Raw genomic sequence first — 23,394 nt, 5'->3', positions numbered from 1 at the left:
CGTTCAACGCAGGGAAGGTGGCCTTCACTGCGGTGGCTCAGAGGTGCCCGTCGGGTCACTTCCAGCTCGTCAACCGCCGCTCGACCACCACGAGCAGCTGGTTGAAGCCCACGCCGAGCACCGAGATGGCCACGATGCCCGCGTACATGGACGGGATGGCGAAGTTGTACTGGGAGTCGTTGATGAGGAAGCCGAGCCCCGCCTTCGCCCCCACCATCTCCGCGGCGATCACCACGACGATCGCGGCCGCGCCGGCCAGCCGCAGGCCCGTGAACACCGTCGGGATCGACGCGGGGAGGATCACCTTGCGGAACAGGGCCGGCGGCGGCAGGTTCAGCGACCTGGCCAGCTTCAGCAACGTGGGGTCCACGTTGCGCACCGCGGTGATCGTGTTCAGCAGGATCGGCCACGTGCACGCGTAGACCACGATCGCGATCTTCGACGTCTCCCCGATGCCGAGCACCAGCACGAACACGGGGAGCAGGGCCAGCGCCGCGGTGTTGAGGAACAGCTGCACCAGGGGCGTGAGGACGTCGGAGACGGTCTTGTACCAGCCGATCAGGATCCCGAGGGGCACGGCGATCAGCACCGCGATGCCGAACCCGGACAGCGAGCGCGTCAGGCTGGCCTGGATGTGCTCGGCGAGCTGCCCGCTGGCGGCCAGCTCGCCGAGGGCACGCACGACCCCGGAGAACGGCGTGAGGAACGTGGAGTCGATCAATCCAGCCCTCGGCGCGAACTCCCACACCGCGAGCAGCAGGAGGACCGCGACCGACCTGGTGGCGACGCCCGACAGCGCCGATCCGGCCCGCCGGCCGGCGCCCCGGCGAGGCTGGGCCTCGGTTTTCCGCTCCACGGCCCGCTCGGTGATCGTGGGCGCGCTCATGCCGACACCGCTTCCTTCTCGAGCTCCTGTGCGCGCACGACCTCGTCGTGCAGCAGTGTCCAGATCTCGTGCCGGTAGCGGGCGAACTCCGGCGTCGAGCGGATGTCCTCGGCCGCGCTGCGGTCGAGGACGATGTCCACAACGGACTTGATCCGGCCGGGGCGAGACGTCAGCACGGCCACCCGCTGCCCGAGGTACACGGCCTCGTCGATGCCGTGGGTGATGAACACGATCGTCTTGCCGGTGCGCTGCCAGATGCGGCGGAGCTCGTCCTGCAGCGACTCGCGGGTCTGTGCGTCGAGCGCGGCGAACGGCTCGTCCATCAGCAGCACGCCCGGGTCGTAGGCGAGACTGCGCGCGATCGCCACGCGCTGTTTCATCCCGCCGGAGAGCTCGTGCGGGTGCCGGTCGGCGAACGACGCGAGGTCCACCAGCTCGAGGTACTCCCGCGCAAGCTCGGCGCGGTCCCTCTTGGGCACGCCGATCGCCTCCAGCCCGAACTCGACGTTGCCCTGCGCGGTGCGCCATGGCAGCAGCGCGTACTGCTGGAAGACGATGCCGCGGTCCACTCCGGGCCCGGTCACCGGCTCGCCGTCGAGCAGGACCTGTCCCGAGGTCGGGGTTCCGAGCCCCGCCAGCAGGTCCAGCAGCGTGGACTTGCCGCAGCCACTCGGTCCGACGATGACCGTGAACTCGCCCTGGGCGATGTGCAGGTCGATGTCTTCCAGCGCCGTCAGGCGCTCCCGGCCGCCGCGGATCGGGAACGTGCGCCCGACGCCTTCGAAACGGATCTTCGTCGTCATGCCCCGGCGCCCTTCGCGTAGGAGTTGAACTCGTTGGTGTAGATGTCCCGCACGGTGACCGCGTCTTGTTCGATGTCCCCGCGCTTGCCCAGCCAGTCGACCCACAGCTGGAGCTCCTGGTCCTTGATCACGCCGCCCGTGCCCGCGACGCCGTAGGAGCGCCAGTACCTCAGCGGGTCGGTGTCCTCGTTGCGCCTGCGGTCGGTGAGGATCCGGGTGAAGCGGTCGACGACCTCCTCGTGCGGTGTGCTCTTGCTCCACTCGATGGCCTTGGCTACGCCGGAGACGAAGGTGCGCACGGTGTCGGCGTTGTCCTCGAGGAAGTCCCTGCGGAACACGTAGGTGCCGGCCGTGAAGTCGCCGAGCAGCTCGTGGTCGCTGAACAGCTTGCGGATCCCGCCGCGTTCCAGCGCCTTCTCCCGCAGGATCCCGCCGAGCACGGCCACCTCGATCTGGCCCTGCCGCAGCGCCTGCTCGGTGTTGACCGGCGGGACCACGGTCGGCTCCACCTGCTCGCGCTCTGCCGCCGACAGCCCGTTGCGTTCCAGGTAGATGTCCAGCATGGCCTCGCTGTGCGCGCCGAGCGTGTTCATGCCGACCTTGGCGCCCAGCAGGTCCCTCGGGCCACGCAGGGGGCTGTCCTCCAGCACGTAGTAGCCGCTGGCCTCGTCCCTGTCGACTCCGTAGTAGCCGACGACGGAGGTGATCGGCGCGTTCCGCGCGGCCAGCTTGATCACCGCCCCGTTGAACGCGCCTCCGTAGTCGACCTGGCCGGTCGCGGCGGACTGGATGTCCTGTGGGCCGCTGATGGTGTTGCCGACCCATTCCAGCTTCACGTCTCCTAGGTAGCCGAGGTCGGCGGCCAGCTCCGACGGGATGACCTGGCCTGCCCAGCCCTGGTAGCGGATCGTCCTGGTGTTCACCCCGCTCGCCGCGCCGCAGCCGGTGAGCGCACCCGCGGCGGCAGTGAGCCCGAGCGCGGTCAGCCCGAGGAATTGTCGTCGATTGGTGGTCGTCACAGCGGTTGTCCTTTACGGCGGGGAATAATGGAAACTGAGATTTGGAGAACCGGGGAAATTAACTTCCCGGTCGGGGAAGTCGGCCCCGTTTCGTCAGGCTGGCACGGAAATCGTCGATACGGCAATGGTTTCCGTGTCACGTTCTCACGTCCTGAGAAGCATTGTTTTCACGCCGCAGAAATATTGCCCGATTCTCGGGGAAAGCCGCAGTCTGATGCGGACCGGTACGGAACCAAGGAGTGAGCAATGAGCGTGGATGTGGCACGAAGCACCGAAGTTTCGGTGACCAGGATCGGCGGGCGCATCGGCGCGCGCATCGACGGGGTTCGGCTCGGCGGCGAGCTCGACGCGGACACCGTCGCGCGGATCCGGGCGGCACTGCTGGAGAACAAGGTGGTGTTCTTCCGCGGCCAGCACCATCTCGACGACGCGGGGCAGCAGGCGTTCGGGCGGCTCCTCGGTGAGCTGACCCGGCCGCACCCCACGGTGCGCAGCGTGGGACTGGAGAACATCCTGCCCATCGACGCCGAGTACGGCCGGGCCAACAGCTGGCACTCCGACGTCACGTTCGTCGACCGCATCCCGGCGTTCAGCCTGTTGCGGGCCATCACGATTCCCGCCTACGGCGGCACCACGGTGTGGGCCAACACGGCCGCGGCGTACGCCGGCCTGCCGGAGTCGCTCAAGGCATTGGCCGAGAAGCTGTGGGCCGTGCACACGAACCTCTACGACTACTCCCGTCACGTCGACGAGCGCCGGATCGGCGGGGTGGATGTGAAGGAGCAGGCCTACCGCGACGAGTTCCGCTCCGACGTGTACGAGACCGAGCACCCCGTCGTGCGGGTCCATCCCGAGACCGGGGAGCGGGTGCTGCTGCTCGGCCACTTCGTCAAGCAGCTCGTCGGGCTCTCCTCGGCGGAGTCGAGCGCGATCTTCGGGCTGCTGCAGGCCCGCGTCACCAGGCTGGAGAACACCGTGCGCTGGCAGTGGCAGCCCGGTGACCTGGCGATCTGGGACAACCGCGCCACCCAGCACTACGGCGTCGCCGACTACGACGACCAGGCGCGCCGGCTACACCGGATCACGGTGGCGGGAACGATCCCCGAGAGCGTCGACGGTGTTCGCAGCACCGCACGGGTTGGCGACGCGTCGCACTACTCCACAGTGGACTGACGGGCCGGGGCTCGCCTGCGTGCCCGGTACGCCGCGGCCTTGACGCGGCTGTCGCACGCGTCCATGCCGCACCAGGTGAGCCGAGGTGCCACTGGCCTGGTCGGGGACGGCGGGCGACGCGGGGGAGCCGTGGTCGAACTCGTCGGAGCCCGCCGCGATCGCTGGCTGCTCCAGCCGCGGCGCTCGGCCGCCGCGTCCGGCAGGCCGGAGCTTTCGCCGCGCCGCACCAGGTGACCATGACCGGTGCGGCCCCGCGCGAGCGAGTCCGCAGGTGGATCATCCCCGGTGTGCGATGCGTGCCGGCCGATGGCATCGGCCGGGTCCGGGAGCGCCGGCGACCGCGGCGCCCGGCACCGGCCGTCGTCAGGCAGGCTCGGTGCGGGAGTTCACCAGCCACTTGCCGGAGGATCTGGTCAGCTCGAACGTCGCCGTCACGGGAACCTGGGGCGGGAACGGCGGGTTGGCCGAGTCCCGACGGCAGCTGGTGACGGCCACCGCCTGCACGAGCACCCACTGGCTCTCCTGTGCGCCGGGTGAGGAGGGTGAGGGCTGGGTACGCACGTCGCGCACGGTACGGGAGCACTGCTTGCGCTGGAAGTCCTCCCACACGATGCCGCCGTTGCCGTCCCGGAACTGTGCCAGCCCGGCCCGCATCCGCTCGGTGGAGAGCTGTTCCACGCGGCTGATCCAGGCGTCCGGCCGCGCGTCGTTCGCGTGCAACGTGTGCTGGCCGGTCAGCCACTGCCCGGCCACGGCCTCGGGCCGCGGAGCCCCGGGAGCGCTCAGGCTCGGCGGGGTCGGGCCACCCTTGGCCTGGTCGTCGATGGGCTCCCCGCCCGCTTCGGTGACCAGGTTCGCGCGGTCGTCGTCGGGGGCCTGCTGGTAACCCGCCCAGAACCCGCCGGCCAGCACTCCCACGACGGCGAGAGCACCCAGGTTGACCCAGATCTTGCGTCGGCTCACGACACCCCCGTTGTCACTCGGCTACGAGCGGTCGACGGTACCTCGGCGCTGATCGTTTCCACCAGCCGCGGTCGGACGGCCATTGAGGCCGGTGATGATGAATCTCTCGGCGCAGGTCAGGCCGCGCGTGCCCGTGTTCTCGCGGGGAGGGCGCCGGTCCGGACCGTGGTGTCCTGCTAGTCTGCGCGACATGTCTGGCGCTTCCGCCGCGGCCGCGGCCGTGACGAGGACGCTCCGCCACTAGCGGCGGAGCGGTTCTCCCGCAACATTCTCCGTCGCTTCGTTCTGGACCGGAGCGGCCTTATTTGTGCTGCTCGGATTTCTCTCGAGCAACGGAGCATCTTTCGTGCGTACGGACATTCACCGGGCGACGTCCGGGCTGCGGCCCTGGCTCGTCCTCGGTTCCCTTTCCATGCTGCAGTTCCTGATCGCGGTCGACGTCACCGTGGTCAACATCGCGCTGCCCTCGATCGGCGCCGACTTCGGCGTCGGCGCCCGCGAGCTGACGTGGGTCGTCGTCGGCTACACCGTCGCGGGCGGTGGCCTGCTGATGTTCGGCGGCCGTCTCGGTGACGTGCTCGGCAGACGGCGGGTCCTGCTCACCGGCGCGACGGTGTTCGGCGCCGCCTCGCTGCTGGCGGGCGTGGCGCCGTCGTATCCCCTGCTGGTGGCCGCGCGAATGCTGCAGGGGGTAGGCGAGGCGCTCGCCCTTCCCTCGGCGATGGCGGTGATCGTGCTGACGTTTCCCGAAGGGCCGCGCCGGACTCGCGCACTGAGCGTGTGGGCCGCCGTCGCCAGCACCGGCCTGGTACTGGGTTTCGTGCTCTCGGGCGTCATCACGGAACTGCTCGGCTGGCGGTGGATCTTCCTTGTCTGCGTGCCGTTCGTCGTGTTCGTGCTCGCCGCCGGCGCGGTCCTCGTTCCCACTGATCCACCGGGCGAACGGACACCGCTCGACCTGCCCGGCTCGGTGCTGCTGACGCTCGCGCCGCTGCTGCTGGTGTTCGGGATCGTCGAGGCGGGGGAGGGCGGCGGGCACCCGTGGGTGGCGGCTGTCGCGCTGGCAGGCGCGGCGGTGGCGGGCGGCCTGCTCGTCGTCGTGGAGCGGCGGGCGGCTCGCCCGCTGCTCCCGCCCGCGTTCTTCCGCAATCGGGCCCGGGTGCTCGCCAACGTCGCGACCGCGTTGCTCAGCGGCGCCCTGTCCACGTCGTTCCTGCTGCTGACGTTCCAGCTCCAGCAACGGGCGGCCCTCGGCCCGCTGGCGGCGGGCGTGGCGCTGCTGCCGCTCGCGGTGACGCTCGTGGCGGCGGCGACCCTCGTGCCCCGCGTCGTCGGCAGGTGGGGAGCGCGGGCCTGCGCGCTCGTCGGCATCGTGCTGACCGCGGCCGGGATGGTGTCGATCGCACTCGGCTCCGGTGTCGCGGCGGGTGCGCTGGAGTCGCTCCCGGCGATGGTGCTGATCGCCGCAGGCATGGGCTTCGGCCTCGTCGGCCTGCAGTACGCGGCGGTGAGCGGCGTGACCGGCGACGACGCGGGTGTCGCGTCCGGTGTCCAGCGTGCCGCCGACCAGCTCGGCGGCTCGTCGGGGGTCACGCTCTACGTCGGCATCGGTTTCGCTCCCGCGCTCTCCGGTTTCGATCCGTTCGTCGTCAGCTGTGCGCTGGCGACGGCGGGACTCGTCGCGGCGGGCCTGCTCGCGTGGCGCATCAGAGTGACCTGACCAGCGGTCTGTCCGCCGTGTCGTCCTCGGCGATGCATGAGACGGGGGGCACGCGGGTAGCCAGTGGCCACGTGATCACGGAGGCGGGACCGAAGGGGGCGGGGAGCCCGCGGTGCTGACCCAGCAATGGCCGGTCGGGTTGTCCGTCGCGGTGTTCGTGGCCGCCGCGGTGCTGACGGTGTTGTGCAGCATCCGGCTGGCCGCGCTCGGCGACACGCTGGCGGACCGGACCGGCTGGGGCGAGGCGCTGTTCGGCGCGGTCTTCTTCGGACTCGCGACGTCGCTGTCCGGGATCGTCATGACAGGCGTGAGCGCGGCCGCCGACCAGCCCGAACTGGCCTACGGCAACGCCGTCGGCGGGATCGCCGCCCAGACTCTCGCGATCGTGGTGGCCGACGCCGCGCACCGGCGGGTGAACCTCGAGCACGCGGCGGCCTCGCCCGGAAACCTCCTGTTCGGCTGCCTGCTGATCGTGCTGCTGAGCACGGCCCTGCTCGCGTCGTTCAGCCCGGACGTCACCGTGGCCGGTGTGCATCCGGCCTCGGCGATCCTCGTTGCCTTCTACGTCGGCGGGCTGGCGCTGATCCGGGGGCAGCCGCACCCGATGTGGCGTGCGATCGCCACCAGCGAGACGCAGCCGGACGAGCCGGACGACCACGGGCGATTGAGCAGCCGCGGTCTCGGTGCACTGTGGACGGAGTTCGTGCTGATCGCCGCCGTGGTGGTGGTCGGCGGCTGGGCGGTCGCACGTGCCGCCGACAGCCTGGTCACGGCAACGGGTCTGAACGCGGGCGTGGTCGGTGCCGTGTTCATGGGCCTCGTCAACGCTCTGCCGGAGACGGTCACGGCTCTCGCCGCGGTGCGCCGGGGCGCGGTGACGCTGGCCATCGCGGCCGTGGTCGGGGGCAACAGTCTCGACGCGCTGAACCTGGTCGTCGGCGACGTTCTCTACGGAGGCGGCTCGCTCTACCACGCCGCCAGCCAGGACCAGCTGTTCCTCACCACCTCGGCCCTGCTCATGACGGCGGTGCTGCTGGGCGGGCTTCTCGTGCGCCAGCGCAGGGGCTGGTGGCGGCTCGGGTTCGACGGCGTGGTGCTCGTCGTCATCTACGCGGTGACGGTGCTGACCCTCGCGATGTGAAACGGCCCGCGGCCGTCGTCGCCGCCGCAACGCCGCGGGGAGCCGTTCGGCGATCTCGAGGCCCCACAGTCCGAAGTGGTCGGTCATGGCGCCGGGGTCGGCTCGCCGGTCCAGGGCTTGCCTGCCTTCCTCCTCGGATCGCGCGAGCACCGCGGGGGCTCGCGGGCCAGGTCCCGGGTATACACGCAGTGAATACACCGTGTGTATAGTGCACGGCACAGACGCTCGACCACAGGGAAAGGAGGGGCCGATGTCGGTCTCGCGCACGCTGCTGGCGCTGCTCGAACCGGGGCCGCGACACGGCTACGACCTCAAGCGCGCCTACGACGAGCAGTTCGCCCATGGCAAGCAGCTCGCGTACGGCCAGGTGTACTCGACGTTGTCGCGGCTGCTGCGCAACGGGCTCGTCGAGGAGGCAGGGGTCGAACACGGGGCCGGTCCGGACCGCAAGCGCTACACGATCACCGACGCCGGGGTGACCGACGTCGAGACGTGGCTGCGCACGGCGGAGAACCCGGAGCCGTACCTGCAGAACACGCTCTACACCAAGGTGGTGCTGGCGCTGCTGTCCGGGCGCAGCGCCCACGACGTGCTGGACACCCAGCGCTCGGCCCACCTCGCCGTCATGCGCGACCTCACCAGGCGCAAGGCGGACGGCGACCTGGCCGACCAGCTGATCTGCGATCACGCCCTGTTCCATCTGGAGGCCGACCTGCGGTGGCTGGAACTCACCGCGGCGCGGCTCGACGCACTCGCGGAGGTGGTGCGCTCATGACCGAACCATTGCTCGCCGGACGAGACCTGCACAAGTCGTTCGGCCCGACCGAGGCGCTGCGTGGCGCGGACGTCGCCGTGCGCGCGGGCGAGGTGCTGGCCGTCATGGGCCCCTCGGGCTCCGGCAAGTCCACGCTGCTGCACTGCCTCGCGGGCATCGTCCGACCCGGCTCGGGCTCGATCCGATACCAGGGCCGGGATCTGGTCGAAATGTCCGACGGCGAGCGCAGCGCGCTGCGGCGCACGGACTTCGGGTTCGTCTTCCAGTTCGGTCAGCTGGTCCCGGAGCTGACCTGCCTGGAGAACGTGGCGCTGCCGCTGCGGCTCGGCGGGGCCAAGCGCAAGCCAGCGGAGGCCAGGGCGCGGCAGTGGCTGGAGCGGCTCGAGGTCGGCGACCTCGGCGACCGCAGGCCCGGCGACGTCTCCGGCGGCCAGGGTCAGCGCGTGGCGGTGGCCAGGGCGCTGGTCAGCGATCCCAAGGTGGTGTTCGCGGACGAGCCCACCGGCGCGCTGGACTCGCTCAACGGCGAGAAGGTGATGCGCCTGCTCACCGACGCCGCGCGCGGCGCGGGCGCCGCGGTCGTCCTGGTGACCCACGAACCGCGCGTGGCCGCTCACTCCGACCGGGAGATCGTGGTCCGCGACGGCCGCGTGAAAGACCTGGAGCTGGCGGCATGATCCGCGATCTCCTGCTGGGGCTCCGGCTGGCCGTCGGGGGTGGCCGGATCTCGGGGCAGGCGCTGCTGCGGCTGGCGATGACCACGCTCGGGGTCGCGCTCGTCGTCGCGGTCCTGCTCCCGGCGGCGTCGATCAACACGCTGGTGAGCGAGCAGGACGCCAGAGAGGCCGCCCAGGTCCCGCAGGTCGAACCGCGACCCGGTGTCGACCCGCTGTACCGGCTCGACTGGTTCATCGACGGGGGCGACGACTACCTGCAGGCCGTGGTCGTCGCGCCGGACGGGCCGAACGCGCCGGTGCCACCGGGGCTGGACCGCATCCCCGCTCCTGGGGAGGTCGTGGTCTCGCCCGCGGCGGCCGACTACCTCGCCACCCCGGCCGGTGAGCCGGCGCGGGCCCGCATCGGGGGCACCGTCGTCGGCGAGGTCGGCAAGGCGGGTCTGGGCCTGGCCAGCGACCGGGTGGTGTACGTCGGGGACACGGCGGAGCGGCTGAAGGGGGAGGACTACACCACGCCGGTGTACGGGTTCGGCGCGGAACCCGACGGCCTCGCCCTTGACATCACCACGGCGGCGTTCGTGGCGCCGGTCGCGGTGGTCCTCCTGCTGCCGCTGCTGATCTTCGTCACCACTGCCTCGCGCATGGGCGCCGCGCAACGGGAACGCAGGCTCGCGGCACTGCGGCTGCTGGGCGTCAGCGGACGTCAGGTCCGCCGCATCGCTGCGGCCGAGTCGCTGGTTGGCGCCGTGGCGGGGCTGGTGCTCGGTGGCGCGCTGTTCCTTGCGCTGCGCCCGCTGATCGGGCACCTCGACCTGTTCGGGATGCGGTTCTTCCCCGAGGACTTCGTCCCGTCGTGGCCACTGGTCGTCGTCATCGCGCTGCTGGTGCCGGGGCTGGCCGTTGGCGCGGCGATCTTCGGCCTGCGCCGCACGATCGTCGAACCGCTCGGGGTTGTCCGGCAGGGCAAACCCGCACGCAGGCGGATGTGGTGGCGCTGGTCGGTCGCGGCACTCGGCGGCCTGCTGATGGCGGGCACCCTGCTCGCCGATGAACGCTCGAACGCCACGCCGGTCGGCCTGGCGCTGGCCGCGGGCAGCTCGCTGCTGCTGATCGGTGTCGCGGCGCTGCTGCCGTGGGCGGTGGAGAAGCTCGTCGCCGGGCTGCGGGGCGGCACGCCGGCCTGGCAGCTGGCGGTGCGCAGGCTGCAACTGGAGAGCGGCACCGCGAGCCGCGTGGTCTCCGGGCTGGTCATCGTGCTCGCGGGCGCGATCCTGATCCAGACGCTCGTGGGCGCGGTCAGCGCGACGGAGTCCGAGGGCAGCAGGTGGCAGGCGGCGACCCCGGTCGCCGCGCAGGTCGTGGGCGACGACGAGCAGGTCGACGAGGCCGCGAGCCTGCTGGCCGGAACCGACGGGATCACGGCGGTGCACGAGGTCGTCGCGGCACCGTTGCGCGCGGCAGGCGACGGCTCGGGCTGGCACGGGCAGGTCCTGATCGGCGACTGCGCGGCGCTGGCCTCCCGTGCCGAGCTGGGCACGTGTGCCGACGGCGACGTGTTCTCGGTCGGCGCACTACGGGAGAGCAGCGGCCTCGCCATGCCCGAACCGGGCGCGCGGGTGCGGTTCTACTCCTACGGCGGCGACGGTGAGCAGACCGACGGTCCGCAGTGGACACTCCCGGCGGAGGTGCGGCAGGTGCCCGCGGACCAGGCTGCGCGCGAGGTCTCGTCCACCCTGCTCGTCACGCCGGGCGCGCTGGGTGGCGTGACCCCGTCCGACGCCGAGCGCGTGCTGTACGTGACGGGCACCGGGGCGCCGGCCAGGGTGTTCGAGGCCGCCTCACTTGCGGTCGGTCCACTGAGCTGGGAGGTCGACGTCCGGCCCGCGCTGGCGGTGTCCGACTCGAGCCGCCTCGACGAGACGACGCGCACGATGCGCGGCATGTTGCTGGTCGCGTCGATCTTCGTGCTGGCGGTGGCCGCGCTGTCGTTGCTGATGCTCTCGATCGAGCAGATCGTCGAACGCCGCCGCCCGCTGGCGGCCCTGTCGGCGGCTGGGGTCCCGCTGTCGGTGCTGACCAGGGGATCGTTGTGGCAGAACGCCATTCCCGTCGCCATCGGGGTCGTGCTCGCCGTCGTGGCGGGGATCGGGATCACGCTGCCGACCCTGCGCTACGCGGGCCTGAGCCTCAGCCTGGACGCCGGGCTCATCGGGATCGTGTGTGGCGCGGCGGTGCTCGCCGTGCTCGCGGCCACGGCACTGACGCTGCCGTTGCTGCGTCAGGTGACCAGGCTGGACGGTCTGCGGGCCGAGTAGTCGCGCCTCGCTCGACGGGCTCCCGGTGGCCCGGCGACGCCTTTCCAGGGTGAACGCTAGCGGTGCGGGTTCGTCAGCGCGTCGTTCAGGAGCTTGCGGATGTGCCTGGGATCCGCGTCGCGGTCGTCGAGCAGGATCGCGGCACACAGGCCGTCGGCCAGCGCGACCACGGACTCGATGGCGTCGGCGTCGGCGGTGAGCGTCCCGGCGAGCTCGGCGACGTTCTCCCGCCAGCGCCGCGCCACCGGGCGGAGAGCGGGGCGGCGCGCGGCCAGTGTCGACAGCTCCCGCTCGGCCAGCGCTCGTTTGCGGCCGGGGCCGGACGACTCGGCGATGAACTCGGCGAGCCCGGTGAGTTTGTCCCCATCGGACTCGATGAGCCCTCGGATGCGTTCGGTGTAGGCGTCCGCGATGCTGCTCAGAGCGCCGACCAGGAGATCGTCGAGGGTGGCGAAGTAGTAGAGGGTGAGGCTGGCGGGGATACCCGCTTCCTTGGCGACCGTCCGGTGGGTCACCCCCGAAGCTCCGTCGCGCAGCACCACGGTCAGCGTCGCCTCGATGATCTCGGCCCGGCGGCGCTGCCCGCGGAGCTTGCGCCCGTCAACCTCGTGGTCCCCGTCCGCCATCGTCCCTCCCGTGAGTCGAGAGTGCCGAGTCTGCCTCAACCGTGTCGGCGCCGATCGGGTGGAGGTGCCGGAGCGTGCTGAACGCCGCGAGCGCGCACAAGGCGATCGCGAGTCCGGCGGCGAGCGCGGAGACGTTGAGCCCGGTGGTGAACGCGGCCTTGGCCTGTTCGACCGCTCCGGCAGGCAGCTGGTGGGCGACCGACAGGGCTCCCGACAGGCTGTCGGTCGCCGTGGCGGCGGCGGCGGGCGGCACGCCGGGCGGCGCCTCCGCCATGGCCCGGTAGATGGCGGTGGTGAGGCTGCCGAGCAGGGCCACCCCGGCCGCGACGCCGAGCTCCTGCACCGTTTCCGACAGTGCCGCGGCCGAACCGGACCTCTCCGCCGGTGCGGCGCTCACGACGATGTCGGTGCCGAGTGCGGCGATGGCCCCGAGCCCGAGATAGACGAAGGCGAAGCCGGCGATCACGCTCGGCGCGCTGCCGGCACCGGCGACGGCGAGGAGCGCATAGCCGAGCAGGGACAGCGCGAGGGTCGCGGCCATGACGGCGCCGGGGGAGAAGCGGCGGGCCAGCAGGGGGGCTCCGATGGCCGCGACCAGCATCGCCAGCGCCGGCGGGCCCATCCAGAGCCCGGCGGTCATGGGCGACTGCCCTTCGACGAGCTGGAGGTACTGGGTAACCAGGATCATCACCCCGCCGACCCCGACGAGACCGATCAGCAGCACCGCCAGCGCCGCGGAGAAGGCCCGGTTCGCGAAGAGCCGCAGATCCAGCAGTGGTTCCCGCAGGCGCAGCTGACGCCGGGCGAAGGCGATCCCCGAGCCGACGCCGAGCAGGGCGGCGATCAGCACGTCGGCGCCAAACCCTTCGGTGGCCTGCTTGATCGCGTAGGTCACCGGCAGGATCGCCGTCAGCGACAGGCCGACGCTGAGCGGGTCGAGCCGCGCCGTGCGGGCCGACCGGTACTCCGGGAGCAGCGTGGGTGCGACGGCCAGCACCACGAGCGCGATCGGCACCGCGAGCAGGAACACCGCGCCCCACCACAACCCGGCGGCCAGCGCTCCTCCCACGACCGGGCCCGCCGCCATGCCGATTGCGAACATCGTCGCCCACACCCCGATTGCCACGGCACGCTGGCGGGCGTCGCGGAACATGTTGCTGATCAGCGACAGGGTCGACGGCATGAGAGTGGCTCCGGCGATGCCGAGCAGCGCCCTGGCCACGATGAGCCACGCGGCGTCGGGGGCGAACGCGGCGAACGCCGACACCGCGCCGAACGCGGCGATGCCGACCATGAGCAGGCGCCGCCTGCCGATGCGGTCGCCCAAGGTGCCCATGGTGATCAGGAACCCGGCGATGAAGAAGCCGTAGGCGTCCATGATCCACAACGTCTGCGCCGCGCTCGCGCCCAGCTCGCCGGCCAGGCTCGGCAGCACGAGGTACAGCGCCGTGACGTCGAGCCCCAGCAACGCGGTCGGCAGAGCCAGCAGCGCGAGGCCGCTCCACTCCCGCCAGTCGGCCCGTCCGGTGTCCTGCCCCATCCGCCCTCCAGCACAAAGTTGAACCGATGTACTAGTTTTACCATCGTTCAACTTTAGGCGTCGAGAGGGCCCCGTGGTCAGAGCAGCTTGTCGGGTGTGAGCGGGAGATCGCGGACGCGCTTGCCGGTGGCGTTGAAGATCGCATTCGCCACGGCGGCGCCCGCGCCGGTGATGCCGAGCTCGCCGATGCCCCGCGCGCCCGCGGGCGCGTGCGGGTCCGGGAGGTCGGTCCAGATCAGGTCGATCTCCGGGACGTCCAGGTGCACGGGCACGTGGTACTCCGCGAGGCTCGCGTTCAGGATGCGGCCGCGGCGCTCGTCGAACTGGGTCTCCTCCATGAGCGCGAGCCCGAGCCCGAGACCCATGACGATCCCGCCGCGCAGCTGGCTTCCCGCTGTCTTGGGGTTGAGCACGCGCCCGCAGTCGATCGAGCCGAGGAAGCGGCTGACCCGCGTCTCGCCGGTGACCGCGTTGACGCGGACCTCGCAGAACATCGCGCCGAACGAGTGCATCGACCAGTTCATCATCTCCAGCGGCGGCGGACCGCTCGCCTCGACCGACACCTCTTCGCGTCCGGCACCAGCGAGGATGGAGGGGTAACTCTCGTACCGTTCGGGCTCGTCGAGTTTGGCCAGCCCCCCGTTCACGGCGCCGATCTCGTCCGCCTCGAGCCCGGCGAGCGGGGAGTCGTCGCTGACGAGCTTGAGCAGCTCAGCCACCAGCGCGTGCTGGGCGGCGACCACGGCCGCGCCGATCGACGCGCTCTGCTGCGACCCGGCGGCGGGCACAAGCCCCGGCAGCGCAGAGTCCCCGTAGCGGAACGACACCTGGCCGGGCTCCAGGCCCAGCCGCTCGGCGGCGACCTGGGTCTGCGCGGTCTCGGTGCCCATGCCCATGTCGTGCGCGGCGACCTCCACCCGGGCGAGGCCCTTGTCGGTCAGCGTGATCCGCGCGGCGCCGCCGGGCATGCGGACGTAAGGATGTGACGCGGCCGCGCAGCCCATGCCCACGAGCCATTCACCGTCACGCACCGCGCCGGGCACCGGGTTGCGCCCGGCCCACCCGAATCGTTCGGCCCCCGCGCGCCACGCCTCGACGACGTGCCGGGAGGAGAACGGCCTGCCGTCGGTCGGACCGGTGGCGGGCTCGTTGCGGATGCGCAGCTCGACGGGATCCATGCCGAGCTTGGCGGCCACCTCGTCCACAGTGCACTCGAGGGCGTAGACCCCGACGGCTCCTCCGGGCGCGCGCATGCTCCCGTTGGCGACCATGTCGACGTACGCCGTCTGCAGGTCGAGCAGGAAGGTCCCGGCCGCGTAGTGGCTGTGCGCCGCCAGCATGAACGGCTCGGGCCACGCGCTGTGCCGGGTCGTCGCGCTCGTCCCGGTGTGGATGAGCGCGGTGAACCGGCCTTCCTCGCTCGCCCCGATGGCCACCCGCTGCTCGGTGCGCGCACGGCCGCCGATCAGCCGGTACACACCCTCGCGAGGGAGCGCGATGCGCACCGGGCGGCCGGCCAGCCGCGCGGCGGCCGCGCCCAGCACCTGGTGCTGGGCGACGAGCTTCCCGCCGAAACCACCGCCCACGAAGGGCGAGGTGACGTGGACCTGTGACTCGTCGACACCGAAAATGTGGGCGAGGGTCCACGCGGTGTGGGTCACGAGCTGGGTCGCGTCGTGAACCACCAGCTCGTCGCCGTGCCAGGCCAGCGTCGTCGCGTGCGGCTCGATGGCGTTGTGGTTGTGCGGCGGGGTGCGGTACGTGACGTCGACCGAGACGGCCGCCGCCCGCAGCGCCTCCTCCGCGTCGCCGATCTCCAGGTGGAGTGGACCGTGGAAGTCGCCGGTGTCGGTACCGTTCGCCTTCGCCTCGGCGAAGGAGGTGACGGCGTGCCCGGGCTCGTACGTCACGCGCACCAGCGACGCGGCGTGGTCCGCCTGCTCCTGCGTCTCGGCCAGCACGAGTGCGATCGGCTGCCCGTTCCAGTACACGCGCTCGTCCTGCATGATCGGCAGCGTGTCGGCGCCGCCCGCCTTCTCGCTTGAGTCGAACTGCTGCATCGGCCGCATGCGGGGAGCGTTGCGGTAGGTCATCACGAGGACCACGCCTGGCGCCGCCTCGGCGGCGGCGGTGTCGAGCGTGGCGATGCGGCCCTTCGCGATCGTGCTGAAGACGAGCGCGGCGTAGGCCATCCCCTCCGCCGGGAACTCGGCGGCGAACGGCGCCTTGCCCCGTACCTTGAGCGGACCGTCGAGCCGCGACACCGGCGCGCCGATCCGCCCGCCACGGCGACGGGCCAGCGGGTCCTCACCGTCCGCCCAGTTCTCCGGGCCCAGCGCGAGTGCGTCCTTCACGGTGTTGTCCGGCTTGCTCATGCTTGCTCCCTTGCCAGTCGGCCGAGCACGGCGGTGATGGTGCGGGCGGCGAGCTCCACCTTGAACCCGTTGTCGCGCAGCGGTTTCGCGTCGGCCAGCTCGGCCTCGGCGGCGGCGCGGAACGCCTGTTCCGTGGCGGGGCCGCCGAGGAGCGCGGCCTCCGCCGTGCGAGCCCGCCAGGGTTTGGGCGCGACCCCGCCGAGCGCGATCCGCGCGGCGGTGACGCGGCCGTCCTCGACGCCGAGCACGGCGGCCACCGACACCAGCGCGAACGCGTAGCTCGCCCGGTCGCGGACCTTGCGGTACGCCGACCGCGTCGCCGGTGGCGGTGCGGGCAGCTCGATCGCGGTGATCAGCTCACCCGGTTCGAGCACGGTCTCGACGTCCGGACGGTCTCCCGGCAGCCGGTGCAGCTCGGTCAGCGGTACGGTCCGGGTGCCCGTTGTGCCGTGCAGGTGCACGTCGGCGTCGAGAGCGGCGAGCGCCACGCCCAGGTCCGAAGGATGGACGGCGACGCACGCCGACGATGCGCCGAGGATCGCGTGCGTGCGATTGGAGCCGTCGACGGCGTCGCAGCCCTCGCCGGGATTGCGCTTGTTGCAACGGAAGCCGTCGGCGTCGTAGAAGTAGGGGCAGCGCGTCCGCTGGAGGAGGTTGCCGCCGACGGTCGCCATGTTGCGGATCTGCGCGGACGCGCCGGAGGAGATCGCACGGGAGAGCACCGGGTACCGGGTGCGCACGAGACGGTGCTCGGCGACCGCGGTGTTGCGGGCCGCCGCGCCGATCAGCAGGCCGCCGTCGCGCTCCTCGATGGCCGAGGACAGGCCCGTCACGTCGACCAGCGTGGTCGGCCGCTCGATGCTCTCGCGCAGCAGGTCGACCAGGTTGGTGCCACCGCCGAGGTACTTCACGCCGTCCGCGGCGCCGAGCCGGACGGCGTCGGCCGCGTTCTCGGCCCTGGCGTAGGTGAACGGGATCATCGGGCCTCCGTTCCGTAGGTCTCGGTGATGGCCGCGACGATGCCGTTGTGCGCGCCGCAGCGGCACAGGTTGCCGCTCATCCGCTCGCGCACCTCGTCGCGGCCGGGTGCGATCCGCGCGGCGGCGAGGTCGTCCGTGACGTAGCTCGGCACCCCGCGCTCCAGCTCCGCGGCCATGCCGACGGCCGAGCAGATCTGGCCGGGCGTGCAGTAGCCGCATTGGAAGCCGTCGTGCTCGACGAACGCCCGTTGCAGCGGATGCGGCCCGTCCTCGCCGGTGAGCCCCTCGATGGTCACGACCTCGCGCCCGGTGTACTGCACGGCGAGCGCGAGGCACGACACGATGCGCTCGCCGTCGGCCAGCACGGTGCAGGCGCCGCACGCGCCCTGGTCGCACCCCTTCTTCGTGCCGTGGAGCTCCAGTCGCTCCCGCAGCAGGTCGAGCAGGGACACCCGCGGATCGCCGGGTGGCTCGACCGCGGTTCCGTTGATCCGTATCGCGTCGGCACTGTCGGCCACGGAGACTCCTTCAACGATGTGGTGGTGGGAACGATGACGCGTTCACGGGATAACTGGAACGCTGATCCGATTATATGGAGCGCCGTTCCGCTTATCAACCGATCTCCGCCGTCCGCGCCGTAACCTGCGCGTTCGGGTGGCCTATCATCGAGCGAACGGCAGGTCGGACGGGTGTGGCTGAGGAGTGGCGTGGGCCAGGACAGCAGCGAGGAGGCGCCCTCGAGGCCGCTGCGCGCCGATGCGCGACGCAACGTCGACGCGCTGGTCGCGGCGGCGAAGGCGGTGTTCGCCACCTCGGGAGTGGACGCCCCGGTGCGCGAGATCGCGGCGAAGGCCGGGGTCGGCCTCGGCACGCTGTACCGCCACTTCCCTCGCAGGTCCGACCTGGTCACGGCAGTGTTCCGGCACGAGGTCGACGCCTGCGCCGACGAGGCGCCCGTCCTCGCGGCCGAGTGTGAGCCCGCCGAGGCGCTGGAGCGGTGGCTGTACCGGTGCGTCGACTTCGTCGCGACCAAGCGCGGGCTCGCCGCGGCCCTGCACTCGGGTGACCCGGCCTTCGACGCTCTGCCCGCCTATTTCGAGAGGCGGTTCCGGCCCGCACTGGCGGCGTTGCTCGAATCCGCGGCCGCGGCCGGGGCGATCCCCGCCGACCTGGACGCCATGGAGCTGCTCCAGGCGGTGTCCGGTCTGTGTTATGCCACCGACGCCGACCGGCCCGACCAGGCGCGGCGCATGGTCGCGCTGCTCGTCGACGGGCTGCGCTACCGCGCGGCGGAGCGGCCACGGTGATCTCCCCGGCGTCGTCTACCGCGGTGAGGACGCACCTCGCCATCGCGAAGCTGCCCGACCTCGCGGCGGCCGCGCGCGCCGGCGAGCTCATGGTCTCCTGGGAAACGCAGGACATCGCGGAGGCCTGCGATCGCGAACAGAACTCCTCGTAGTCGGCTTGGGGCCGGCTCGCGGCAGGTCACCCAGGAGGTTCTTCAGGTTCTTCGAGCTGGAAGGTCTTGGCCTTGCCGCTGAAGGGCAGCTCCACCACCCGCCAGTGGTGTCCACTTTGGATCAGCTCGGCGGTGGCTGCGAGTTCGTCGGGGTGGGCGGAGAGGGTGCCGCCGTTCTCCCGCAGCATGGTGAGCATGATCGCCAGGTGGGTGTCGGTCTCGGTGTCGCCGCTGAGCCCGGGTTTCGCCGCGGTCAGCGTCCTGTGGTGAGCTCGCAGACCCCCGTCGGGGCTCCCGGTGATGTCGATCAGCTGGACGCGGTGTGGTGTGGTCTGCCGCGTGTCGTGCAGGTGCAGGGTGAGCGTGTTCTGCGACGGGCGCTGCATCGACAGCTGCCATCGATACCCGCGCTCGACGTCTTCTCGGGCCAGTGCCCACCCGCTGGCCGTCAGGGACAGCACCCCGCGTCCGGCCCGCAGCGCCAGCAGGGTGACCGCCGAGGCCAGCTGCCACTGGTCGACGGCGAAGGTCGTGCCGTCACGCCGCTCGCCGGTGAAGATGGTCTGGGCAGCCGGCGTCACCCAGTCAAGTCCTGGAACACCCGTGGGAACCCTGCGCTGGGGCCGTGATCCCGAACCCTTCGGTCGCCGTTTGCGACTCACTCGACAGCCTCCTCCGCCCGGCCTCGGTGGCCGCTCGGGGCACCGTCCTCGGCCGCGATCTTGGACCCCGGAATTCCGGCGCCGGCTGCGCGCTGGTCGGCGTGTTCGTCGAGCAGGTCGCCGACCTCGATCAACCGTGCCGCCAGGCGGTGCTCCTGAGTCACCGAGAGGCCCTCACCGGTCGTCATCTGCTCCACGGCCTCGTGGGCGTCGCGGCACACCCCGCGCAGCGCGGCCGTCACCGCGGTGTCATGCACAACCACAGCTCGGCCTCCGTCCCCGTTGCGGACGTCGGCGCGAGAACAGCGAGTCGACTCCGGCCCTGATCGCGCGGCGCAGGTCCACACCGGACGGACAGCAGCACCCGCAGGCCCCAGCCACAACACCGAAGCGTGATGGCGCCCTCTCCGGGCGCAGGTCGGCAGCCCAGCCAACGTCATCGACGACAAGTGTCACGCTCATGCCATTCCTCCCCGCCCTGCTGCGTTTCATTAGATGAAACCATATGTGCTCTCAATGGTTTACGATAGTCGGCTATATAGCCTTTTCAAGGGGGCCATTTGAGCGACGCACTTGCCGTACCCGTGCCGACACGGCCAGGATTCAGGCTTGCCCTGGCCCTTGGGAACCGCGATGACCGCTTTCGACGCCGCCGTGGCGCGCACGCCGACCGGCCGCCGCCTCCAGTTGGCCGCGTTGTGCCATCACCTGCGTGCCCGCGCCGGGCTCACGCAGCTGGACGCCGCACGGACCGTGCGCCCTGGCATGAGCAGCGGAGTGGGGCAGAACAAGATCGCCCGGCTGGAACGCGGTGACGGCGGCATGCGCGAGGCCGACCTGATCGCGCTACTGCGCGCCTACGGCGCCGAGGACACCGTCATCGAGCTGGCGTGCACGCTCAGGCCCCGCTACGCCAAGCGCGACCGGTGGGGCGGACCGCGGGCGGCGTACGACACCGACAGCAGCCGGCGCTACGTCGACCTGGAGGAGGACGCCGCAAGTATCCGGCTGCTCGGCAGCGAGATGATTCCCGACCTGCTGGCCTGCGAGTCCTACGCCTACGCGGCCCTCGCCGGCCAGCCGGCGCGGCTGCGGCGGGCGAAGACCGACGCGATCCTGTCCCGCCACGACCGCGTGCTGTGCCGCCAAGACCCACCCGAGATCTACGCCGTGCTCAGCGAATCCTGCTTCTACCGGCGTCCGCCCGGTCCTCCAACGGTGCTGGAGGAGCAACTCGACCATCTCACCGCGCTCGCCGGTCAGCCGAACATCACCGTTCAGGTCTCGACGTTCGGCGCCACCCCCGGAGTACAGGACGCTCTCACGCTCCTGCGCCTGCCCCACCCAGTTCAGAGCCTCGACGACCTCACCTTTGCCTGGGGCCGCATCGGCGATGACCCGATCCCGATCAGCCGCATCGAGGCCTGCGAGCGACTCTGGTCCTCCGCCGTGCGCGCCGCCCTGCGCCCCGCCGACTCTCTGCGGTTTCTTCACGAGTTCAAGGAGCAACGATGACCCTGTCCGGCGAGCAGCCCGTCTACGGCCCACGGGAATCCGACCCCAGCAAGCCCAGCCCGGCCCGCGTCTACGACTACATCCTCGGCGGCTCGCACTACTACCCGGTCGACGAGGCCGCCGGCAACCGCATGGTGCGCGCACTACCACTGGTGCCCGTGCTGATGCGCTACAACCGGGAGTTCCTGCAGCGCGTGGTGCACCTGCTGACCGGCGAGTACGGGATCCGCCAGTTCATCGACTTCGGCTCCGGCCTGCCCACCGAGGACAACGTGCACGAGGTCGCCCAGGCCATCGCGCCAGAGACACGGGTGGTCTACATCGACTACGAGCGTGGCGCCGTGGACCTCGGCCGCGAGATCCTGGCCGACAACCCGCACGCCACCTCGATCCACGCCGACATACGCCAGCCCGAGCACGTGCTCGCCGATCCGGACCTGCGGGGCCTCATCGACTTCGACAAGCCGGTCGGGCTGCTGATGTTCGCCGTCCTGCACTTCATCTCCGACGAGGAGCTTCCCATGATCGAGCGGTACCGCCGCGCGGTGTGCCCTGGCAGCTACCTGGTCATCTCCCACGGCACCACCGCGCAGACCGCTCGCGTGGCCGCGCAGCAGAACCTCGCCAAGAAGGACTACGACCAGCGCACCGAACGCACCTGGATGCGCAACAAGGACCAGATCGCAGCCATCTTCACCGACGCCGAGATCCTCCACCCCGGCATCGTCCACATACCCGACTGGCGCCCCACCGACTCCGGCTACACCCCCGACCCCGACGACGAAGCCCGCCAGCTCGGCCTCGCCGGCGTCGGCCGCCTCGTCTGAGCACCGCCGCCCCGGTCGAGGCGCCGTCCGCCCGCCGAGTCCAGACCACAGCCTCCCGCGCCGTCGGCGGGGGGGGCGACCCGGCCACCGCGGTCGCGCCGGAGCAGCAGCCAAGCGCCCCGCACTGGCCGCGCGGTCACGCGGCGGGGTCGCCGGGACGGGCGTGCGCGGACACCTGCAGCGGCGTGCCGTCCGGGTCGGTGAACGGAAGCACCCATTGCGTGGGGAGCCGCTCGATCTCACCGATCGCCGCACCCGCCGCCGCCATGCGTTCCCGGAGTTCCCGCAGAATCGCGAGGGAGCCGACCGCGAGCCCGAACCGCTCGATCGCCGTGGTGGTGTGCGGCGCCCGGTAGGCCGGGTCCTCGACGAACTTCACATACCGGGTCCCACCGAGCTCGACGATCGCCGTGCGCGGGTGACCGTCGGTCGCTTGCCGTTCGAACACGATCTCCGCGCCGAACATGTCCGAGTAGAAGCGGGCCATGCGGTCGAGGTCCGTGGTGAACGTGGTGACGTGGTTGATTCCGGAGGTGACGGGCATGGACCCGACCTTGCCAGTGCGCACAGCCGGGCGGCTGGGATTCCTTTGCCCCAGGGTGAAACACCGAGGCGCCTGCCGACGATCAACCGGGCGCCACGGTGACAACGACCGCGCCGTGCCGGACATGCACAGGAAGGGGCGCCGCGAGATGACTCGGTTCAGCAGGATCTCCATGGGAGCGGGAAACTTGTGGAGGCGGTTGCTTGCCTGGCTGGACTCGCCGGTCCGCACGCGTTTCTAGACCGGCGCACGACGCACCGCGTGTGGGTGGTTCCGGTCGGCCGTGGGGACACGGTGTCCAATGCCCCGCGACGCCGGAACCGACACCGGGAACGCCCGGCTGTAGCGCGACCTCGATGAGCTCGGTGGCCAGGGCCGGGAGACGGCCGGTTGCCTCGTGCCGGTTGTCGGAGCGGGGCAGGCGATCGGCATCGGCGTTGCCTCATGAGGCCGCGCGCCTCACGGCGGTGACGAAGTTGCGCGCCACCGGGTTCTCCTCGTTCCGCCGTCTGGCCACCGCGAGGTGCACGACCCGGGCCGAGGGGCGTAGCGGCCGGAAAACCGCTCCCTGCCTGCGGGTGCGCGCCACCGACGAGGGCACGACCGATACCCCCAGCCCGCTCGCGACGAGCGCGACGATGGTCTGCATCTGCACCGCCTCCTGCGCGATGGCGGGCGCGAAACCGGCCTCGGCGCAGTAGCCGAGGATCCGGTCGTGCAGGCCGGGTCCGAGCTCGCGCGGAAAGAGCACGAACGGTTCGGCGGCGAGCCGTCCGGCGTCGACCACCCGCTCGGCGGCGAGCGGGTGGTCGACGGGCAGCGCCGCCATCAGCCGTTCCGCGCCGACCGGGTCGACGGTCAGCCCGGCAGCCGCATCGGCGGGCAGCGGCGGGCGCAGCAGACCCACGTCCAGCGCGCCTTCGCGCAGGGCGTGCGCCTGCTGCATCGTGGTCAGCTCCCGAAGGTGCAGCGTGACGTCCGGGTAGTCCCGCCGGAAGGCACGCAGTGCCTCGGGCAGCAGGACGTTCGTGGCCGAGCCGACGAACCCGAGCGACAGCTCGCCCGACTCGCCCCGGCCTGCCCTCCGCGTCGTGCGCCGCGCCGCCTGCACCGAGGCGAGGATGTCGCGCGCGGCCGGGTACAGCGTCTGCCCCGCGGCGGTGAGCCGCACCCTGCGGCTGCTGCGGTCGAACAGCGCGACCCCGAGGTCGTCCTCGAGCGCCTTGATCTGCTGGCTCAGCGGAGGCTGCCGGATGCCGAGCCGCTCGGCGGCCCGGCCGAAATGCAGTTCCTCCGCCACGGCAGCGAAGTAGCGCAGGTGCCGCAGCTCCACCGGCGTCCTCCCTCGATCGATACGGCCGGGATATCGATGGCCCCTCGCGCAGCTATATCAC

Annotated in this window: 23 protein-coding genes; 10 read left to right on the top strand and 13 right to left on the bottom strand. The window is 71.5% G+C overall.

All coding sequences use genetic code 11. From position 1 onward, the window contains the following. Nucleotides 1-55 precede the first annotated feature (55 nt). The 3 genes from DI005_RS29190 to DI005_RS29180 are packed head-to-tail and all read right to left on the bottom strand — an operon-like array spanning nt 56 to nt 2,708. The gene (locus DI005_RS29190) at nt 56-886 is read right to left on the bottom strand and encodes an ABC transporter permease (RefSeq protein WP_113644281.1); all 831 of its coding nucleotides are present in this window, start codon (nt 884-886) and stop codon (nt 56-58) included. Continuing rightward, nucleotides 883-1,689, bottom strand: a complete 807-nt coding sequence (locus tag DI005_RS29185; RefSeq protein ID WP_113644280.1) for an ABC transporter ATP-binding protein — start codon at nt 1,687-1,689, stop codon at nt 883-885. The genes DI005_RS29190 and DI005_RS29185 overlap by 4 nt, the downstream gene beginning before the upstream one ends. Next, a complete protein-coding gene (locus DI005_RS29180) occupies nt 1,686-2,708 on the bottom strand; it encodes an ABC transporter substrate-binding protein (protein ID WP_113644279.1) in 1,023 nt (340 codons plus the stop codon). The genes DI005_RS29185 and DI005_RS29180 overlap by 4 nt, the downstream gene beginning before the upstream one ends. A gap of 246 nt (nt 2,709-2,954) precedes the next feature. Between DI005_RS29180 and DI005_RS29175 the strand changes: the two genes are divergently transcribed. Next, the gene (locus DI005_RS29175) at nt 2,955-3,881 is read left to right on the top strand and encodes a TauD/TfdA family dioxygenase (protein ID WP_113644278.1); all 927 of its coding nucleotides are present in this window, start codon (nt 2,955-2,957) and stop codon (nt 3,879-3,881) included. Between the two features lie 363 nt (nt 3,882-4,244). Here DI005_RS29175 and DI005_RS29170 read toward each other — a convergent pair whose 3' ends face one another. Further along, nucleotides 4,245-4,844: a hypothetical protein gene (locus DI005_RS29170; RefSeq protein WP_113644277.1), complete on the bottom strand. Its 600-nt coding sequence runs from the start codon at nt 4,842-4,844 to the stop codon at nt 4,245-4,247. Nucleotides 4,845-5,190: 346 nt separating this feature from the next. Between DI005_RS29170 and DI005_RS29165 the strand changes: the two genes are divergently transcribed. The 5 genes from DI005_RS29165 (at nt 5,191) to DI005_RS29145 (ending at nt 11,472) form a co-directional block, all read left to right on the top strand. Next, complete coding sequence (locus tag DI005_RS29165) at nt 5,191-6,564, top strand: MFS transporter (protein WP_233520359.1); 1,374 nt, start codon at nt 5,191-5,193, stop codon at nt 6,562-6,564. A 112-nt stretch (nt 6,565-6,676) separates the two neighbouring features. Then, nucleotides 6,677-7,705 (top strand): sodium:calcium antiporter, encoded by a 1,029-nt coding sequence (locus DI005_RS29160; protein WP_113644276.1) that lies wholly within the window; start codon nt 6,677-6,679, stop codon nt 7,703-7,705. Between the two features lie 250 nt (nt 7,706-7,955). Continuing rightward, complete coding sequence (locus DI005_RS29155; protein ID WP_112269915.1) at nt 7,956-8,480, top strand: PadR family transcriptional regulator; 525 nt, start codon at nt 7,956-7,958, stop codon at nt 8,478-8,480. After that, the gene (locus tag DI005_RS29150) at nt 8,477-9,157 is read left to right on the top strand and encodes an ABC transporter ATP-binding protein (protein WP_113644275.1); all 681 of its coding nucleotides are present in this window, start codon (nt 8,477-8,479) and stop codon (nt 9,155-9,157) included. The genes DI005_RS29155 and DI005_RS29150 overlap by 4 nt, the downstream gene beginning before the upstream one ends. Continuing rightward, entirely contained in the window at nt 9,154-11,472 is a 2,319-nt protein-coding gene (locus tag DI005_RS29145) for an FtsX-like permease family protein (RefSeq protein ID WP_113644274.1), read from the top strand. The genes DI005_RS29150 and DI005_RS29145 overlap by 4 nt, the downstream gene beginning before the upstream one ends. Before the next feature lie 56 nt (nt 11,473-11,528). Here the strand turns inward: DI005_RS29145 and DI005_RS29140 are convergent, their stop codons facing one another. The 5 genes from DI005_RS29140 to DI005_RS29120 all read right to left on the bottom strand — a co-directional run bounded on the left by DI005_RS29140 (nt 11,529) and on the right by DI005_RS29120 (nt 17,511). Further along, nucleotides 11,529-12,098 carry a TetR/AcrR family transcriptional regulator gene (locus DI005_RS29140; protein ID WP_112269919.1) on the bottom strand — a complete coding sequence of 190 codons (570 nt, stop codon included), beginning with the start codon at nt 12,096-12,098 and terminating at the stop codon, nt 11,529-11,531. Continuing rightward, nucleotides 12,073-13,638, bottom strand: a complete 1,566-nt coding sequence (locus tag DI005_RS29135) for an MFS transporter (protein WP_113644273.1) — start codon at nt 13,636-13,638, stop codon at nt 12,073-12,075. The genes DI005_RS29140 and DI005_RS29135 overlap by 26 nt, the downstream gene beginning before the upstream one ends. A 77-nt stretch (nt 13,639-13,715) precedes the next feature. Beyond that, nucleotides 13,716-16,013 carry a xanthine dehydrogenase family protein molybdopterin-binding subunit gene (locus DI005_RS29130; RefSeq protein WP_113644272.1) on the bottom strand — a complete coding sequence of 766 codons (2,298 nt, stop codon included), beginning with the start codon at nt 16,011-16,013 and terminating at the stop codon, nt 13,716-13,718. Further along, on the bottom strand, nt 16,010-16,993 hold the full coding sequence (locus tag DI005_RS29125) for a xanthine dehydrogenase family protein subunit M (RefSeq protein ID WP_113644271.1): 984 nt from the start codon (nt 16,991-16,993) through the stop codon (nt 16,010-16,012). Before DI005_RS29125 ends, DI005_RS29130 begins: the two co-directional genes overlap by 4 nt. Next, nucleotides 16,990-17,511, bottom strand: a complete 522-nt coding sequence (locus tag DI005_RS29120) for a 2Fe-2S iron-sulfur cluster-binding protein (protein ID WP_113644270.1) — start codon at nt 17,509-17,511, stop codon at nt 16,990-16,992. Before DI005_RS29120 ends, DI005_RS29125 begins: the two co-directional genes overlap by 4 nt. 189 nt (nt 17,512-17,700) lie before the next feature. Between DI005_RS29120 and DI005_RS29115 the strand changes: the two genes are divergently transcribed. Beyond that, complete coding sequence (locus tag DI005_RS29115) at nt 17,701-18,300, top strand: TetR/AcrR family transcriptional regulator (protein WP_199543293.1); 600 nt, start codon at nt 17,701-17,703, stop codon at nt 18,298-18,300. 23 nt (nt 18,301-18,323) lie between these two features. Then, a complete protein-coding gene (locus tag DI005_RS39545) occupies nt 18,324-18,452 on the top strand; it encodes a hypothetical protein (RefSeq protein WP_255565778.1) in 129 nt (42 codons plus the stop codon). A 26-nt stretch (nt 18,453-18,478) separates the two neighbouring features. On the opposite strand, the gene DI005_RS29110 is transcribed toward DI005_RS39545, so the two are convergent. Together DI005_RS29110 and DI005_RS29105 are read right to left on the bottom strand one after the other, a co-directional pair. Then, nucleotides 18,479-19,033 carry a hypothetical protein gene (locus DI005_RS29110; protein WP_113644269.1) on the bottom strand — a complete coding sequence of 185 codons (555 nt, stop codon included), beginning with the start codon at nt 19,031-19,033 and terminating at the stop codon, nt 18,479-18,481. Nucleotides 19,034-19,110: 77 nt separating this feature from the next. Further along, the gene (locus DI005_RS29105) at nt 19,111-19,377 is read right to left on the bottom strand and encodes a hypothetical protein (RefSeq protein WP_113644268.1); all 267 of its coding nucleotides are present in this window, start codon (nt 19,375-19,377) and stop codon (nt 19,111-19,113) included. A 370-nt stretch (nt 19,378-19,747) separates the two neighbouring features. Here DI005_RS29105 and DI005_RS29100 point away from each other — a divergent pair, with 370 nt between their 5' ends. Further along, a complete protein-coding gene (locus DI005_RS29100; RefSeq protein WP_113644267.1) occupies nt 19,748-20,629 on the top strand; it encodes a helix-turn-helix transcriptional regulator in 882 nt (293 codons plus the stop codon). After that, complete coding sequence (locus DI005_RS29095) at nt 20,626-21,456, top strand: SAM-dependent methyltransferase (protein WP_113644266.1); 831 nt, start codon at nt 20,626-20,628, stop codon at nt 21,454-21,456. The genes DI005_RS29100 and DI005_RS29095 overlap by 4 nt, the downstream gene beginning before the upstream one ends. Nucleotides 21,457-21,592: 136 nt before the next feature. Here DI005_RS29095 and DI005_RS29090 read toward each other — a convergent pair whose 3' ends face one another. Beyond that, the gene (locus DI005_RS29090; protein WP_113644351.1) at nt 21,593-22,000 is read right to left on the bottom strand and encodes a VOC family protein; all 408 of its coding nucleotides are present in this window, start codon (nt 21,998-22,000) and stop codon (nt 21,593-21,595) included. 442 nt (nt 22,001-22,442) lie between these two features. Then, a complete protein-coding gene (locus DI005_RS29085; RefSeq protein ID WP_113644265.1) occupies nt 22,443-23,333 on the bottom strand; it encodes a LysR family transcriptional regulator in 891 nt (296 codons plus the stop codon). Between the last annotated feature and the right edge of the window lie 61 nt (nt 23,334-23,394).

Source organism: Prauserella sp. PE36, assembly GCF_003311655.1.
In the GTDB taxonomy this organism is placed as follows: Bacteria; Actinomycetota; Actinomycetes; order Mycobacteriales; family Pseudonocardiaceae; genus Prauserella_A; species Prauserella_A endophytica.
The sequence above is the reverse complement of the archived record's forward strand: the minus strand, read 5'-3'. Positions and strand labels throughout refer to the sequence as shown.